Origin of the sequence: Eoetvoesiella sp., from assembly GCF_035555955.1 — a bacterium.
Taxonomy (GTDB): domain Bacteria; phylum Pseudomonadota; class Gammaproteobacteria; order Burkholderiales; family Burkholderiaceae_B; genus Eoetvoesia.
Genome location: NZ_DATMGA010000016.1, coordinates 92132 through 108630, shown reverse-complemented (window position 1 = coordinate 108630; position 16499 = coordinate 92132). Strand labels below are relative to the sequence as shown.

Genomic DNA, 16499 nt, shown 5'->3' with positions numbered 1-16499 from the left:
TTACTTGGCGCTGGCGGGGCGCCATTCCTTGACTTGAGCGTCGGTCGGCTGAACGGCGGCTCCGTCGATATAACGGAAGTTCGTCATGATGCCCTTGCCATCCTTCTTGGCCAGCGTGCCCACGTAGGCGCCCATGGTCGATTGATGATCGATGGCGCGGAACTCGATGGGGCCCAGGGGCGTATCCAGCTTCAGGCCTTCGAACGCCTTGATCATGGCTTCGGTCTTGGTCGACCCGGCCTTCTTCATGCCGGCGGCCAGCGACTTGATGGCGCTATAGCCGACGATGGTGCCCAGGCGCGGGTAGTCGTGATACTTGGCCTGGTAAGCCGCCAGGAAGGCCTTGTGCTCGGGCGTGTCGATGGCATACCAGGGGTAGCCCGTGACGATCCAGCCTTCGGGGGTCTCGGAACCCAGCGGATCCAGGTATTCAGGCTCGCCCGTAAGCAGGCTGACCACCGAGAGGCCCTTGAAGAAATTGCGCTCGGTGCCGGCGCGCACGAACTTGGCCAGGTCGGCGGCGAACAGCACGTTGAACACGGCATCGGGCTTGGCATCGGAAAGCGCCTGCACCACGTTGCCGGCGTCGACCTTGCCCAGCGGCGTTGCCTGTTCGGCAACGAACTCGACGTCGGGCTGGGCGGCTTTCAGGAGCTTCTTGAAAGTGGCGGCGGCCGACTGGCCGTATTCATAGTTGGGATAAACCAGCGCCCAGCGTTTTTTCTTGAGCTTGGCGGCTTCGGGAATGAGCATGGCCACCTGCATGTAGGTGGAGGGGCGCAGGCGGAAAGTATAGTGATTGCCGTCGGCCCAGACGATTTTGTCGGTCAGGGGCTCGCTGGCCAGGAAGAACACCTTTTTATGCTTGGCGTAGTCGGTGACGGCCAGGCCTACGTTGGACAGAAAGGTGCCGGTCAGCACATCGACCTTCTCGCGCGAGACCAGTTCTTCGACCGCCCGGACGGCATCGCCGGTGTTGGAGTTGTCGTCGCGGGTGATCAGCTCGAGCTTCTTGCCGTTGACGCCGCCGGCCTTGTTGATTTCGTCGATGGCCAGATCCATGCCGTTTTTGTACGGGCCCAGAAACGCAGGCTGCGTTTTATAGCTGTTTACTTCTCCGATCTTGATCGTACCTTGCGCAACAGCCGCTGTGGACAGCGTTGCAAACAGCGCCGCACCAAGCAGCGATGTATATAGACTCTTGCCTTTCATGTATTTTCCCTATCGTGATGCCGCGCTGTTGGCGATATGCCTGGGACAACGCCGCGATGTCAAAAAGTGAAACGCCCAATGAAGTGTACACATGTAGTTTTTTCGAGTAAAGAAAGATAGGCCTAGGGATAAACCCTTGATTCATCTTTGAAAAACCGCGAAAAAAATTCAATTAACCGCAGAAAATCCCAATGATTTCAAGTAGAACTCATAAAAAATACCAGGTAATTCCCCCTCTGTAGGTATGGTGTGGCGATGAAAAAAACAAAGCAATTAACACGTATACGTTTTAATTTTTCCTAAAAAAACAAGGCCGCCAGATTATGGCGGCCTTGAGGGTTGCCGAACTTATTCGGCGCTGTCGCTTGAGTCGGAAAGACACATCTTGTTCAGCAGGTACACCAGCGCGGTTCGTTCGGCGGGGTTGAAGCCCTGAAACGTTTTTTCGGTGATTTCGAACGCGAATGGCACGGTGGACTGCACCAGGCTCTTGCCTTCGGGCGTAAGGCTGACCAGCACCTTGCGCCGGTCGCGTTCGTCCTGGCGCACAAGCAGCAAGTGCCGCGACTTCAGCCTGTCGATGATTCCCCGGGCCGTTGCCTGGTCGATGGCCGTTTGCTTGACGATGTCGCTCAGCGAGCAGGCCGCGCTGGCTTCGACGGCGCATAGCACCACCCACTGCGCACCGGTAAGCTGGGTGTCGGGAATGACCTGCTGGAACAAGGCGGTATGCCGCTGATAGGCACGCCGCAGCAAGTGCCCCACCTGCTCGGAAAAATCATAACCGCCCAATATTGTTGAAGCTGCCTGAGAAGCCGATTTTGCTGGCGTCGAACTGGTTTTTGGCATTTGCGTGTGTCGGCCTGACTCGGTGAAAAGTTTGGTAAGAGGAAAACCAAACGCTAGTATGATTCTGGAAAGCAAAAAGCGAACATAACCCGATAATCCGATATTTTCAATACAGCACCCGTTCCATGCGCCTACAAACCCTGATCTTCATCGTATGCGGCTTTGGCCTGCTGACATTAAGCCGCGGCCTGCTGGCCGCCTGGCAATGGCGCAGGGTGCAAAGCGCTGGCGGCCTATGGCCAATACTGAAGGGCGGCCTGCGCATCGATGCCATCCAGATCGCCATGCTGGCGGGTGTTCCCGCCCTGCTGTCCCCGTGGCTGGGCCATTATCCGCTGGCGGTGGCCATTACCGGCTGGTGGCTGACCATCGCATGGTTTCTTCTGATCTTGCTGGAAGTCTCCACGCCGCAATTCATCTACGAATACGACACGCGCCCCAATCGTCTGTACGTCGAATACCTCGAACACCCACAAGAGGTCTTCGGCATGCTCTGGAAGGGCTACAAAGCCGTCATCTTCGGCGGCGTATTCATCCTGGCCCTGGCGACATGGCTGGGGTTCGAGTGGTTCGGCAACGGCCCGGCCGACACCCCCATGGCATGGTGGCTGCGGCCCATCGCCACCCTCGTTGCGGGCGCCGTCATCGTGCTGGCCATACGCGGCACCCTGGGCCACCGCCCCATCAACCCGTCGTCGGTGGCGTACTGCGGCGACAGCATGCTCAACACCCTGCCGCTCAATTCGCTGTACAGCGTTCTCTACGCCGTATACAGCATGAAGAACGAACGTTCCGCCGCCGATGTCTACGGCAATATGCCGACCGAAGAAATGCTGGCCATCGTCAACCAGTGCGCCGGCATCGCCGCTCCCAACGACGACATTCCTTCCTTGCACACACAGGCGCCGCAAGCTGCGCGCGCGCGGCCCCTCAACATCGTCCTCATCGTCGAGGAAAGCCTGGGCGCCCAGTTCGTGGGCAATCTGGGCGGCGCCGACCTCACCCCCAACCTGGACGCGCTGGCGTCCAGGGGCTGGAACTTCACCCACGCCTACGCGACCGGCACGCGCTCGGTACGCGGCCTGGAAGCCGTCGTCGCGGGTTTCCCTCCCACCATTTCCGATGCGGCCCTGCGCCTGTCGGGCGCTCAAAGCAACTTCTTCACGCTGGCCCAGCTGCTCAAGCAGCACGGCTATCGATCGCGCTTCATCTACGGCGGCGAGGCGCATTTCGACAATATGAAAAGCTTCTTCCTGGGTAACGGGTTCGACGATCTCTACGAACGCTCGTCCTTCGACAACCCGGCCTTCGTCGGCACATGGGGCGCGTCGGACGAAGACATGTTCGCCAAGCTGGATGCGCTGCTCAGCAACCCGCCCGACCAGCCCACCCTGACCCTGGCTTTTTCCGTGACCAACCATACGCCCTGGGAATATCCGGCCGGCCGCATCGAGCCCCAAGGCAACCCCGCCACCAACGAAAACTCGGTGCGCTATGCCGACTGGGCCATCGGGCAATTCTTTGAAAAAGCCCGTCAATCGCCCTACTGGCAGGACACCGTGTTCCTGGTCGTGGCCGATCACGACGCCCGGGTGGGCGGCGCAAGCCTGGTGCCCCTGCGGCATTTCCATATTCCCGCGCTGATCGTAGGCGCCGATGTCCAGCCGCGCCGCGACGACCGCCTGATCAGCCAGATCGACCTGGCGCCCACCCTGCTTTCCATTGCGGGCCTGCAAACAGAACACCCCATGGTGGGCCGGGACCTGACACAGCCCGGGGGTGGTCGCGCCATGATGCAGTACAACGAAAACTACGGCTACTTGCGGGGCGAACAACTTATCGTGCTGGAACCCCACCGCAGCCCCGGCCAATACGTCTACCAGGCCCCCGCCACCTACACCCCCACGGCGCTCGATCCCGAACTGGCCAAAGAAGCCCTGGCGCACGTCCTGTGGCCTGACTGGGTCTACAAGAATCAACGCTATACCCTGCCGCAACTGCGCCTGCGCGAGTAGCGCCTCGCCCGGAATCCGCAAAGAAAAAGAGCCTACGCGAAGAATTGCGTAAGCTCTTGATCTTGCTGCTGAAAAATGGTCGGGGCGAAAGGATTCGAACCTTCGACCCTCTGGTCCCAAACCAGATGCGCTACCAGGCTGCGCTACGCCCCGACAAGAACGAAATTATGGCATAACCGCCACTTTTTGTCCTGGCGCCGCCTGGCGGGATTTCGCTGGATCAAAACATGGCGACCGAACGCTTCAAGGGAAGCCGCCATGAAAGATCGATTTTCGCGCTTATCTAATTAATGCGACACTTTAAAGCGACACTTGACAATTCTTTTTGGCAAAATCCCATTGCAATCAAAGAAAATCGATTGAAATGATGGCAGTTGGGTGATAGAGTACAGTTCATGCGAGCTTGACAGACAATAAAAGCCATTTGAAGCGCCGCGCAGCCCTTGCGCGGTAGTTCAAAAAAAAGCGGCAGGCGCGGAAAGCCATTGCAAAAACTATTGGTTGAAATGCCAATAAAACTTGCGTTTCCTTGCTGATAAACACTCTGTCCAGGCACGATCATGAAAGTCAAACACTTTCCACACGCCTTGGCCGCAGCCTATGCGGCCCCCCTAACAGTTTCCGCCATTACCTTGGCGTCAAAGCTGTATCCAATAAAGCCATAACACCCGCGCGCAGCCTGCGCGGCGTCGGGCTGCGCGCGGTCATGACCCATCCGCCGCAAAACCTATAGCTCATCCCAAAAACATAAGTTTTTACGGCAAGCCTGTTTTCTATTTCCGCTTTTAGATACAAATGAATATATCTCAAAGCATTTTGAAATAAAAAATCGTCGCCGCCGGAACCTCGATAACTCAACAGGCTCTCTTCAACAACAATTTAGAAGCTGCTTTCTCAAAACCAAATATACAGGACACCATCATGAAAACCAGCCACTTACTGCTGACTGCCATCGCAATGATCACCGGGGTATCGTTGTCCACGGCCGCCTCGGCCGCCACCGCCACCGGAAGCCTCAACGCCAAGATAACCATCACCAGCAACTGCGCCATTACCGGCACCAGCACCGACCTGGACTTCGGCAGCAATGCGTCGACCACGGCCAGCGCGGTCAGCGCCAGCAACGGCGGCTTTTCCGTGACCTGCACCAATCAAACGCCCTATACCATCGGCCTGAAATCCACCGCCAGCGGGGCCGCGGACGACGGCACCGGCACGATGAAAGCCACCGTGAACGGAACCGCCTACACCATCGGCTATCAGCTTTATCAGGACTCAGGCACGACGGTCTGGGGCAACGTCGCGTCGGGCGGGTCGGCCAATGTCAAGTCGGCGATCGGCTCAGGCACGGCACAGGCGTACACCGTCTACGGCAAGACCACATCGACCCTGAACGTGCCAGCCGCCACCTACTCCGACACCGTCAGCATCAACGTTGAGTATTAAGTGAAAATGCACCGTCGCCGCCAGCATTTGCCATTAAACTAAAAGTTTGAAATAACTTGAGGTTTACTGAACTATGTGGATACATTCATGGCAAACGACACGCCCTTATGCCGCAACATGCCTGATAGCAGCGGCACTGGCCCTGGGTATTCCCGGCGCCAGCCTGCTGGCCGCGGGCCTGCAAATCGCTCCGGTCAGCCTTACCATTCCGGCGGATAAAAAGGCGGATGAAATCTGGCTGCGCAACTCGGGCAACGAGGTCGTGCACGCCCAGGTGCGCGTGTACCGCTGGTCGCAAAGCCAGGGCGAAGACGTTCTGGCCCCGGACGGCGGCATGGTTGCCAGCCCGCCCATGGTGCAGATCGAACCTGGCAAGCAGCAGCTTGTGCGCCTGGTGCGCGTGGGCCCCATGGCGGCGCCCGCCCCCGACGAGCGCACCTATCGCCTGCTTATCGACGAACTGCCCATCAAAAAAGACAAGGGCAAAGGCAAGGGCCTGGATTTTGTATTCCGCTATTCGGTTCCCGTCTTCATTGCCGGCACGGCGCCCGCCAAGCCTGTGCTGGCCTGGTCGATGCAGCAATCGGGCAAGCATGCCGGACTGGTCGTCACGAACTCCGGAAACACCCATGCCCAACTGGCGGATATTTCGTTTACACCGCCAGGCGGCAAGACAACCACCGTGGCGGGCGGCCTGGCCGGATATGTATTGCCCGGTCAATACCGGAACATCCCGCTCAAAGTATCTCCCGACTTGTTCACCAAGGGTGGAACCTTCACCAGCCTGATCAATGGCGTCAAAGCAGATACGAACGTTGCTCCAATTACCAAGGCTCATTAGCCAATGCGCAATCATTCCTCTAGTCATAGGTGGCGTGGATCATATGGCAGTCGCGGCTCAACCAGCGCCCGCAGCACCAGCAACGCCCGACGGACAACAGGCGGATCCCACGATGTCCGGCGCTGGTGCCACCGTTTTTCTGGCGGCCAAGGTCAATGGCAATCCCGATGCGGACTTGACGCCCTTTACCGAGCGCGGCGGGCAACTTTATTTGTCCAGGGAAAGCGCGCTGCAATTGGGCTTTCGCGCCGAATTCCTGAACAGCATCCCGGCCGGTACACCGTTAAACGCCTACCCCGGCGTCAAGGTCAACTACAACAGCAGCCTGCAAAGTGTCGACATCACGGCACCATTCTCCGTCCTAAACGTTGACACGGCAGTGCTGGGCCCCAAGTCCGGCGCGCGCACCGCCGCATCGGCCTCGCCCGGCCTGCTGCTGAATTACGACCTGTATTCCTCGTACACCAACAAGAATGACCTGAACCTGAGTGGCTACTTCGAAATGCGGGCCTTCAACAACCTGGGTGTCCTCAGCAACTCGTATTTGGTGCAGGGCCAGCACGCCCACGACCAGACAGGATGGCAACGCACCACGGTTCGCATGGACACCACGCTGGAGCATTCGCTGCAGGACAAGGAAATCACCTTCCGGCTGGGCGACACACTGACCAACAGTCTTGCCTGGACGCGCAGCACACGGATCGGCGGTTTTCAGGTTTCACGCAACTTCGCCCTGCAGCCCTACCAGACAACCACGCCTTTGCCGGCCTATTTCGGCTCGGCCGCCCTGCCCTCGGCGGTCGAAATGTACATCAACGGCATCCAGCAATACAGCGGCAAGGTGCCGGCCGGCCCCTTCGAACTGAATGCCATGCCCAGCATCAATGGCGCGGGCCAAGCTCAAGTGGTGCTGACCGACGCGCTGGGACGGCGAACCCTGGTCAACTTCCCCTTCTACAGTTCCACCCGCTTATTGCGTGAAGGCCTGACCGACTGGTCGTTCGAGGCCGGATATGTGCGCAACAACTACGGCTACCAGTCGTTCGACTACACCAAAGAGCCCATGGCCTCGGGCACCGTCCGGCACGGCCTGAGCAATTTTTTGACGCTGGAAAGCCATGTGGAAGGCAGCAAGGGCATAGCCATGGGCGGCGTCGGCGCAGCGGCTACCGTCGGCCTGCTGGGCACCGTCTCGGCCTCTTACGCCCGCAGTAGCGCGCAGGGCGTGAAGGGCACGCAATACGGGGCCAGCTACCAGTTCCAGCGCGGCGCCTTCAGCCTGGGCGCCAGCACCCAGCGCAGCACCGGCAGCTACCGGGACGTGGCCAGCATGTACGGCGGAACGCCAACGCTGCGCAACGACAATGCCTACATAGGCCTGGACGCAGGCAAACTCGGCAACTTCGCCTTGAACTACGCCTATCTGCAGCAGGCCGGCCAACCCCGCTACCGCTATGGCGGAGCCTCGTGGTCGCGCACCTTCGCCCAGGGCGTCACGATAAGCCTCAGCGCCAATCAGAATCTCGACGACCGCAGCGACCGTTCGGTGTTCCTGAACCTGACCTTCAACTGGGGCAAGGGCATGTCGGCCTATGCCTCGGCATCGCGATCGAAAGGCGCCAACACCTATTCCACCAGCGTCAGCCGAACCTCGCCGGACGAAGCCGGCTGGAACTGGAGCCTGCAGGCGCAGCAAGCCGACCAGCAGGCCTTCACCGCCAGCGGGCAGGTCAACAAGCGCACCCAATACGCGGATATCAATGCGGGCATAAACAGCGCGGGAAACAGCCAGAATGCCTATGCCGGCGCATCGGGCTCGCTGGTGGCCATGGGCGGCGGCCTGTTCGCCTCGCGCCGCGTCTACGACAGCTTTGCCGTCGTCTCGACCGACGGCGTGCCCGACGTGCCGGTCAAGAGCCAGAACCATCTGATCGGCAACACCGACAGCCAGGGCCTGCTGCTGGTGCCGTCCTTGCGATCCTATGAAAAAAACAAGATTTCCATCGACCCCACGAACCTGCCCATCGACATGCACATCGGGCGTGTCAACCTCGACGCCGTGCCGCGCTACGCCTCGGGCATCAATGTGAAATTCACCATGCAGCGCATCCACGCCGCCTCGATGATACTGCGCCGTCCCGACGGCCAGAACGTAGCCATGGGGTCGCAGGTTTTCCTGAACGGCGGTGCGCAGCCGGCGGGCTGGGTGGGATACGACGGCCGCCTGTATCTGGAGGGCCTGCAGCCGGACAACCACCTGACGGTCCATGACGACGCCTCGACCTGCGCCGTGCATTTTGCCTATCACGCCAAGGCCGGCACGTTGCCGGAAATGGGGCCGCTGCCATGCCGGCCAATATCGCCGGCCGCCAACATCTCGACGAGCGCGCCATGAAAAATCTTGTCCTGTTCCTGCGCACCGCCTTCCTGGCCCTGCTGCTGGCCGGCGCCTGCGCCAGCCCCGCCAATGCCGCGCCAAGCTGCAACGGCAATGCCGGCAATCTCGTATTCGGCACAGTCAGCCTGCTGGCCGGCGGCATCACCGACGGCAGCAGCACCATCTCTTACGGATGCAGCTCGTCGCCCGGCACGCAGGTGCTGGTCTGCTTCAGCATGGGGCCCGATCCCAGCACGTCCTCTTACGATCCCAGAACCCTGCCCAGCGACAGCAATAATGGTTCGCGCATGGCCTTCAACCTGTACTCGGACGCCGCCCGCTCCACCATATGGGGCAAGGTCGGCGCAAGCTATGCGCCCGTGCCCGTCATCATGAGCTTCGGGGCCGGCGAATATTACAAGTCGTCGACGATCCCCCTGTACGGCCGCATCAAGGCCGCGGGCCAGCAGGGGCTGCCCGCGGGCTACTACAGCACGAACAGCATCGGCGGCTGGCCAATGATCATGAGTTATAAAGACGTGACCGGCGTCCCGTCGCCAAGCTGCTCGGCTTCGGGCATGACGACGTCCACGTCGACCTATTACATCCAGGCCATCGTGCAAAGCGAGTGCCAGCTTGGCCAGATCACGACCATGGACTTCGGCACCGTCTTCCAGAACCTGACCCAGAACGTCGACAGCACCGCCACCATCACCGTTACCTGCAACGGCGGCCAGGGAGCCAACGGTTACCATGTGGGGCTGGGCGACGGCTTGAACAGCACATCCGGGCAGCGGCGCCTGCAAGGGCCGGGCGGCTTTCTCAATTACGAGCTGTACCGCGACGCGCAGCGCACCAGCCGCTGGGGAAACAGCACCAACTACAACGACGTTTCGGGCGTGGGCAACGGCCAGCCGCAGGTTTTGACCGTCTACGGCAGGGTTCCGGCGCAGTCCACCCCGGGAGTCGGAACATTTACCGATACCGTTGTCGTTACCATCACTTATTGACCTGAAGAGCACCTCTGCATGAACGCAACCACGACGACGCGAACACCCTGGCTGGCCATGTTGCTGCTGCCGGCCCTCGCTCTGGCGGCGCCGGCGGGCGCCGCCAAGCAGCAAGGAACGTTCACGGCCCGCATTACCGTCACCTCGCAATGCGATACGCAGCAGGCCCTGTTCGGCCCCCAGGCCCAGCGCAACGTAACCGTCATCTGCCAGCCCGGCTTCACGCCCTATCAGACACAGTCCATCGACCTTGGCGACAACGACTCCAAAAAGGCGGCGCAAGGCAGCGCCGTTTCCGAACCGGTCGGCCAGAACGCCGGCGGCCCATCGTTCAATCCGTCAGCAACAAAGGAACTGTCGCCGCCGCTGCCCAGCGCGGCCACCTTCGCCTCGAAGCTGATCTTCGTGGTTTTTTGATCCACTATGAAACGACGGCGCAAAGCGGCTGCCCCCGAGGGCTCAGAACACGTTCGCCGCCGGCGCCCTCAGCCGAAGCGGCCGGTTATGTAGTCTTCGGTTTCCTTGCGGGCGGGCTTGACGAAAATGGTGTCGGTCTCGCCGAACTCCATGAGTTCGCCCAAATACATATAGGCCGTGTAGTCGGAGCATCGGGCGGCCTGCTGCATATTGTGGGTGACGATGACCACCGTGTAGTCGGACTTGAGCTCGGTGATGAGCTCTTCGATCTTGGCGGTGGAAATCGGATCCAGCGCCGAGCATGGCTCGTCGAGCAGCAGCACCTCGGGCTTGATGGCTACGCCGCGGGCAATGCACAAGCGCTGCTGCTGCCCCCCCGACAAGCCGTTGCCGCTTTGCTGCAGCTTGTCCTTGACCTCCGTCCACAAGGCCGCCTTGGTCAGCGCCCACTCGACGCGCTCGTCCATCTCGCCCTTGCTGAGCTTTTCGAACAGGCGCACGCCAAAGGCGATATTGTCGTAGATGCTCATGGGAAAGGGAGTCGGCTTCTGGAACACCATGCCGATCTTGGCGCGGATGAGCGAGATGTCCATGCGCGAGGTCAGGATGTTCTCGCCGTCGAGGTTGATTTCGCCTTCGGCGCGCTGCCCCGGATACAGCTCGTACATACGGTTGAACGTGCGCAGCAGCGTCGACTTGCCGCAGCCCGAGGGTCCGATGAACGCCGTGACCTTGTTTTCCTTGATCGACATGTTGACGTTGTGGATGGCCTGGTACTTGCCGTAAAAAAAGTCGAGGTTCTTGACTTCAAGCTTTACACGGTCGGCGGATTGATGGGTAGTCATGGTCAGTTCCTAACAAGAACCCGCTGCCGGCGTTGCGCCCCGCAAAGCGGATCCGGTGTTGATCCGGTTTATTTACGAAACAAGGCGCGCGCGGCGATGTTGATGCCCAGCACCAGCAGGGTAATCAGCACGGCGCCGGCCCAGGCCAGGCGGTTCCAGTCGGCATAGGGGCTGGCGGCATACTGGTAGATCACTACGGGCAGGTTGGCCACCGGCGCATTCATGTTCATGGACATGAACTGGTTGTTCAGCGCCGTGAACAGCAAGGGCGCGGTTTCGCCGGAAATCCGGGCCACGGCCAGCAGCACGCCGGTAATGATGCCGGTGCTTGCCGCGCGGTAGCAGATCCTGGTCACGATGCGCCATTGCGGACATCCCAGGGCGGCCGCGGCTTCGCGCAGGCTGTTGGGCACCAGCAGCAGCATGTTGTCGGTGGAACGCACCACGACCGGAATCACCAGGATGGCCAGGGCGAACGAGCCCGCCCAGCCGGAGTAATGGCCCACCTGCGCCACAAAAACGGCGTAGATGAAAAGGCCGATGATGATGGACGGCGCCGACAGCAGCACATCGTTGAGAAAACGCGTTGCCGGAGCCAGCCAGCCGCGCCGGCCGTACTCGGCCAGATAGGTGCCGGCCAGGATGCCGATGGGCGTGCCGATAAGCGTGCCCACGATCGCCATCATGATGCTGCCGACAATGGCGTTCACCAGCCCGCCCGTCGCCCCCGGCGGCGGCGTGGCCTGGGTAAGCAGGCTTAACGAGAGCGCCCCTCCGCCCTTGACGACAAGGGTCAGGATGATCCAGAAAAGCCAGAACAGGCCAAACAGCAGCGCCACGAAGGACAAGGCCAGCATGAGGCGGTTGAAACGCTGCCTGCGCTTGTACACCGGGTTGGAAAGGCTGACGATGGAGTTGGTATCGAACATGGTGGGTGCTTGCCGGTCAGTGCGAGGTGCCCTCGCCCTTGGACAGGCGAAGCAACAGTAGCTTGGAAAGGACCAAGACCACGGTGGTGATGAGGAACAGGATGAGCCCAAGTTCCAGCAGGGCCGATTTCTGCATCCCGCCCGCCTCGTTGAATTCGTTGGCCAGCGCGGACGCTATGGAATTGGAAGGCGCGAAAATGGAACCGGGCAGGTTGAAGGCATTGCCGATGACGAAGGTGACCGCCATGGTTTCGCCCAGCGCCCGGCCCAGGCCCAGCATGATGCCGCCGATGACGCCATGCTTGGTATAGGGCAGGACCACCTTCCAGACGACTTCCCAGGTGGTGCCGCCCAGCCCGTAGGCCGACTCTTTGAGCATGCCCGGCACCAGCTCGAAGACGTCGCGCATGACGGCCGTGATGAACGGGATGACCATGATCGACAGGATGAGGCCGGCCGTGAACACGCCGATGCCGAACGGCGGGCCGGAGAAAACCTGGTTCAGCACCGGCACGTATTCGAAGAACGAAATAATGCCGGGCTGGATATAGCTTTGAAACAGAGGCACGAACACGAACAGCCCCCACATCCCGTAGATGATGGAGGGGATCGCCGCCAGCATCTCGACCGCGGTGCCCAGGGGCCGGCGCAGCCAGGTGGGCGACAGTTCGGTCAGGAACATGGCAATGCCGAACGAAACCGGCACGGCAATGACCAGCGCGATGATGGACGTGAGCAGCGTGCCCACGACGGGCACCAGGGCGCCGTACAAGTGATTGACGGGATCCCAGTTGTTGGTCCACAGAAAGCCCAGCCCGAAGGCGGCGATGGACTCCCGGCTGCCGTACGCCAGCGAAACCATGATCGCGGCCAGCAGTATGAACACCAGGAAAGCAAATGTGCGTGTGACGTTCTTGAATACGACGTCCATCAAACCATTTCGGCTATGACTCATGATGGTTCTTTTTGGTGGCGCTTGAGGCTGGCGACATTGGCAATCGGATTCCCCCGGTATTATGGACAACACATACTGTAACTCTTGCACAACAAAGACGGCGCCGCATCCACAGCGCCGTCTTCCAGGGGCTTTATTATAGTAACAGTCCCTATTTTACCCAGCTTATTTCCAGACGGCCGAGCCGTCGGCGCCCTTGATCTGCGAGGCCCACAGCTGGGTAACCTGGCTGGTCACCGCGGCGGGCATGGGCACGTAGTCCAGGCTCCTGGCCAGGTCGCCGCCGTTCTTGAACGCCCAGTCGAAGAAGGCCAGCACTTCCTTGCCCTTGGCTGGCTGGTCCTGAACCTTGTGCAGCAGGATGAACGAGGCGGAGGTAACCGGCCAGGAACCATCTCCCGGCTCGTTGGTCAGCACCACGCCCATTCCGGGGACGCTTTTCCAGTCGGCGTTGACGGCCGCCGCGGCGAAGGCCTCTTGGGAAGGCTGCACGAACTTGCCGGCGCTGTTCTGGATCTGGGTCCAGGCCAGGTTGTTTTGCTTGGCATAGGCGTACTCGACGTAGCCGATGGAATTCTTCAGCTGGCGCACGTAGGCGGCCACGCCTTCGTTGCCCTTGCCGCCCTGGCCGGTGGGCCATTTTACGGCCTTGCCCTCGCCGACCTGCTCTTTCCAGGCGGGCGAGACCTTGGACAGATAGTTGGTCCAGCCGAAGGTCGTGCCCGAGCCGTCGGAACGATGCACCACGATGATGGAGGCGCCGGGCAGCTTGAGATCGGGGTTGATCTGCTGGATGGCCGGGTCGTTCCACTTGGTGACCTTGCCCAGGAAGATGTCGGCCAGCAGCGGGCCCGACAGCCTGAGCTGGCCGGGCTTGATGCCGTCGACGTTGACGACGGGCACGGTGCCGCCGATGATCGCCGGAAACTGGAACAACTGATGCTTTTCCAGGTCGGCGGGCTTCATGGGATCGTCCGAAGCGCCGAAATCGACCGTCTTGGCGATGATCTGCTGCTGGCCGCCGCCCGAGCCGATGGACTGGTAATTGATGCGGTTGCCGGTGACTTCCTGGTATTTGGCCGCCCATTTGGCATAGACCGGGTACGGAAACGACGCGCCCGCGCCTGTGATGTCGGCAGCCTGGGCGGCCAAGGCGGCGGCGCCAAAGGCAATGCCAACCGAAACTTGCAATAAAACGCGTTTAAACATCGAGCAGTCCTCTTGATCTGTTTAACAATCGGAACAGGAGTCTTCCTGTACAACGACGGTCATGATAAAGACGCTATATGACACGTTAATGACAAATGGCGCATGGCCCGAGGCCCGCATCGGATAATTGCGCCAAATACGTTAACAGGCCCTAGCTTCCCAGCGCCTGCATCAGATAATTGTGCAAATTCAAGGCCTTGCCGCGGGTTTTTACCCTGGCATAGCTGCCGTCGGGCAATTCGCGCCAAGCCAGCTGGTTATCGCGCAGCGCATAGGTGAAGGCCTCGTTTATGACACGTTTTTTAAGGTCTTTGTCCAATACGGGAAAGCCCAGCTCCACCCGCCGGAAAAAATTGCGCTCCATCCAGTCGGCCGACGAAAGATACACGTTCTCGGCGCCGTCGGCGTAAAAATAAAATACCCGTGAATGCTCGAGAAAGCGGCCGACGATGGAGCGCACGCTGATGTTCTCGGACAGCCCCTCGACCTTGGACCGCAAGGCGCAGGCGCCGCGCACGATAAGATCGATGCGCACGCCGGCCTGGCTGGCCTTGTACAGTGCTTCGATGACGATGGGCTCGAGCAGGGAGTTCATCTTGGCCATGATGCGCGCCTTTTTGCCCGCCCGGGCATTGTCGGCCTCGGCCTGGATCATGGCCACCATGGTTTCGTGCAGGGTGAACGGCGACTGCAGCAGCAGCTTGAGCGGCCGGCGCGCCCCCAGGCCGGTAAGCAGCGAGAACACCTTGTCCATGTCCTCGCACATGCGCGGGTTGGCGGTAAGCAGGCCGAAATCGGTATAAAGCCGCGCGGTCTTCTGGTGGTAATTGCCGGTGCCCAGGTGGCCGTAGCGCCGGATGCGGCCCTTTTCGCGCCGCAGCACCAGCAGCATCTTGGCATGGGTCTTATGGCCGACCACCCCGTAGCTTACGTGCGCGCCCACGGCCTCGAGCTTGGCGGCCCAATTGATATTGGTCTGCTCGTCGAACCGCGCCATGAGCTCGACGATGACGGTGACCTCTTTGCCGGCCTTGGCCGCCCCCACCAGCAGGGCCATGAGATCGGAGTCCTCGCCCGTACGGTAGATGGTCTGCTTGATGGCCACCACCTGCGGATCGGTGGCCGCCGCGGTAAGAAAATCCAGCACCGGCTGAAACGACTGGTACGGATGATGCAGCAGGTGGTCGCGCTGTGCGATGGCCTCGAACATTTTCTCGGGCGACTCGGCCACGACATCGAACGGGGCCGGAACCTTGGCCCGGTATTCGGGAAACAGCAGATCGGGGCGATCGACCACGTTGCATAGCTGCATGAGACGGGAAAGATTGACCGGCCCGCTTACCCGATAGGTATCGCGATCATCCAGCAGGAACTCGCTTTGCAGGTAGCTGGCGAGCTTTTCAGGCATGACGCGGTCGATCTCCAGGCGCACGGCGGCCCCGAAATTACGCTGGGACAGCTCGCCCTGCAAAGCCTGGCGAAGATTGGTGATTTCTTCTTCGTCGACGAACAGATCGCTGTTGCGCGTTACCCGCCACTGGAAGCAGCCATTGACCTGCATGCCGGGAAACAAGTCGCCCACGAACTCGTTGATGATGGTGGTAAGCAGCATGTAGCCGTGCGGGATGCCGGAGATCTCGTCGGGCATGCGGATGACGCGCGGCAAGGCGCGGGGTGCCTGCACCACGGCAATCGACGCCCTGCGCTCGAACGCATCGTGGCCCGACAGCGACACGATGAAATTAAGGCTTTTGTTGTAGACCCTGGGAAAGGGGTGGGCAGGATCGAGCCCGATGGGGGTCAGCAGGGGCATGATCTGGCTGCTGAACAGCGCATGCGCCCAATCGCGCTGCTCGTCCGTCCAGGTTTCGGCATCGGACAAGCCTATGCCCTCTTGTTCCAGGCTGGGCAGGACACTATTGATGAGCAGGCTGTTCTGCTTGTCGATGAGGCGGCGCGCCGCCACCTGTACGAGTTCGAAGGCTTCGGCGGGTGTATAGCCGTCCGGCCCGATCACGGTGGAATGCTGGGCCAGTTGTTCTTTAAGGCTGGAAATGCGGATTTCGAAAAATTCGTCCAGGTTGGAACTGACAATGCACAGATAGCGCAGCCGCTCGAGCAGGGGCGTGGACGGGTGCTCGGCCATGGACAGGACCCGCTCGTTGAATTTGATCAGGGACAGCTCGCGGTTCAGCAGCAAAGGCTCGGTTCGAGACGGCTCGGGGGGGTGCGACATAAGATTCCACAATGAAAATGACGCTCTGTTTTACTGCATGTTTTTTACATTACCATGACAGAGCGCCCCGATCTCGTCAAGAATGTGCCGCCCGGCCTGCAGCCGACGCTTTTCGTGCGCCGCGGCGCCCCCGAAATGTGCGGCCCCGAGAGTCTCTT

Annotated in this window: 15 protein-coding genes and 1 tRNA gene; 6 read left to right on the top strand and 10 right to left on the bottom strand. The window is 60.5% G+C overall.

The window, feature by feature from the left end:
* Together VNT00_RS04960 and VNT00_RS04955 are read right to left on the bottom strand one after the other, a co-directional pair.
* Entirely contained in the window at positions 1-1212 is a 1212-nt protein-coding gene (locus VNT00_RS04960; protein ID WP_325585108.1) for an ABC transporter substrate-binding protein, read from the bottom strand.
* A gap of 348 nt (positions 1213-1560) precedes the next feature.
* A complete protein-coding gene (locus VNT00_RS04955; protein ID WP_325585106.1) occupies positions 1561-2061 on the bottom strand; it encodes a MarR family winged helix-turn-helix transcriptional regulator in 501 nt (166 codons plus the stop codon).
* A 125-nt stretch (positions 2062-2186) separates the two neighbouring features.
* On the opposite strand from VNT00_RS04955, the gene VNT00_RS04950 reads away from it, so the two are divergent.
* A complete protein-coding gene (locus VNT00_RS04950; RefSeq protein ID WP_325585104.1) occupies positions 2187-4076 on the top strand; it encodes an LTA synthase family protein in 1890 nt (629 codons plus the stop codon).
* 76 nt (positions 4077-4152) lie between these two features.
* On the opposite strand, the gene VNT00_RS04945 is transcribed toward VNT00_RS04950, so the two are convergent.
* From VNT00_RS04945 to VNT00_RS04935, 3 genes are all read right to left on the bottom strand, one after another.
* Positions 4153-4229, bottom strand: a tRNA-Pro gene (locus VNT00_RS04945).
* A 130-nt stretch (positions 4230-4359) separates the two neighbouring features.
* Positions 4360-4647: a hypothetical protein gene (locus tag VNT00_RS04940; RefSeq protein ID WP_325585102.1), complete on the bottom strand. Its 288-nt coding sequence runs from the start codon at positions 4645-4647 to the stop codon at positions 4360-4362.
* A gap of 56 nt (positions 4648-4703) precedes the next feature.
* A complete protein-coding gene (locus VNT00_RS04935; protein ID WP_325585100.1) occupies positions 4704-4934 on the bottom strand; it encodes a hypothetical protein in 231 nt (76 codons plus the stop codon).
* Between the two features lie 63 nt (positions 4935-4997).
* Here VNT00_RS04935 and VNT00_RS04930 point away from each other — a divergent pair, with 63 nt between their 5' ends.
* The 5 genes from VNT00_RS04930 to VNT00_RS04910 all read left to right on the top strand — a co-directional run bounded on the left by VNT00_RS04930 (position 4998) and on the right by VNT00_RS04910 (position 10167).
* On the top strand, positions 4998-5522 hold the full coding sequence (locus tag VNT00_RS04930; RefSeq protein WP_325585098.1) for a Csu type fimbrial protein: 525 nt from the start codon (positions 4998-5000) through the stop codon (positions 5520-5522).
* 73 nt (positions 5523-5595) lie between these two features.
* The gene (locus VNT00_RS04925; RefSeq protein ID WP_325585096.1) at positions 5596-6363 is read left to right on the top strand and encodes a fimbrial biogenesis chaperone; all 768 of its coding nucleotides are present in this window, start codon (positions 5596-5598) and stop codon (positions 6361-6363) included.
* 112 nt (positions 6364-6475) lie between these two features.
* Positions 6476-8758 (top strand): fimbria/pilus outer membrane usher protein, encoded by a 2283-nt coding sequence (locus tag VNT00_RS04920; RefSeq protein ID WP_325585094.1) that lies wholly within the window; start codon positions 6476-6478, stop codon positions 8756-8758.
* Positions 8755-9750, top strand: a complete 996-nt coding sequence (locus VNT00_RS04915) for a Csu type fimbrial protein (RefSeq protein ID WP_325585092.1) — start codon at positions 8755-8757, stop codon at positions 9748-9750. The genes VNT00_RS04920 and VNT00_RS04915 overlap by 4 nt, the downstream gene beginning before the upstream one ends.
* A gap of 18 nt (positions 9751-9768) precedes the next feature.
* On the top strand, positions 9769-10167 hold the full coding sequence (locus tag VNT00_RS04910; protein WP_325585090.1) for a hypothetical protein: 399 nt from the start codon (positions 9769-9771) through the stop codon (positions 10165-10167).
* 68 nt (positions 10168-10235) lie between these two features.
* Here VNT00_RS04910 and pstB read toward each other — a convergent pair whose 3' ends face one another.
* The 5 genes from pstB to ppk1 all read right to left on the bottom strand — a co-directional run bounded on the left by pstB (position 10236) and on the right by ppk1 (position 16341).
* The gene (pstB, locus tag VNT00_RS04905) at positions 10236-11012 is read right to left on the bottom strand and encodes a phosphate ABC transporter ATP-binding protein PstB (RefSeq protein ID WP_325585088.1); all 777 of its coding nucleotides are present in this window, start codon (positions 11010-11012) and stop codon (positions 10236-10238) included.
* Positions 11013-11080: 68 nt separating this feature from the next.
* Positions 11081-11941, bottom strand: coding sequence for a phosphate ABC transporter permease PstA (gene pstA, locus VNT00_RS04900; RefSeq protein ID WP_325585086.1), 861 nt, complete (start codon positions 11939-11941; stop codon positions 11081-11083).
* Positions 11942-11957: 16 nt separating this feature from the next.
* The gene (pstC, locus tag VNT00_RS04895) at positions 11958-12896 is read right to left on the bottom strand and encodes a phosphate ABC transporter permease subunit PstC (RefSeq protein ID WP_325585084.1); all 939 of its coding nucleotides are present in this window, start codon (positions 12894-12896) and stop codon (positions 11958-11960) included.
* A 165-nt stretch (positions 12897-13061) separates the two neighbouring features.
* Complete coding sequence (gene pstS / locus VNT00_RS04890) at positions 13062-14105, bottom strand: phosphate ABC transporter substrate-binding protein PstS (RefSeq protein WP_325585082.1); 1044 nt, start codon at positions 14103-14105, stop codon at positions 13062-13064.
* 151 nt (positions 14106-14256) lie between these two features.
* Positions 14257-16341: a polyphosphate kinase 1 gene (ppk1, locus tag VNT00_RS04885; RefSeq protein ID WP_325585081.1), complete on the bottom strand. Its 2085-nt coding sequence runs from the start codon at positions 16339-16341 to the stop codon at positions 14257-14259.
* Between the last annotated feature and the right edge of the window lie 158 nt (positions 16342-16499).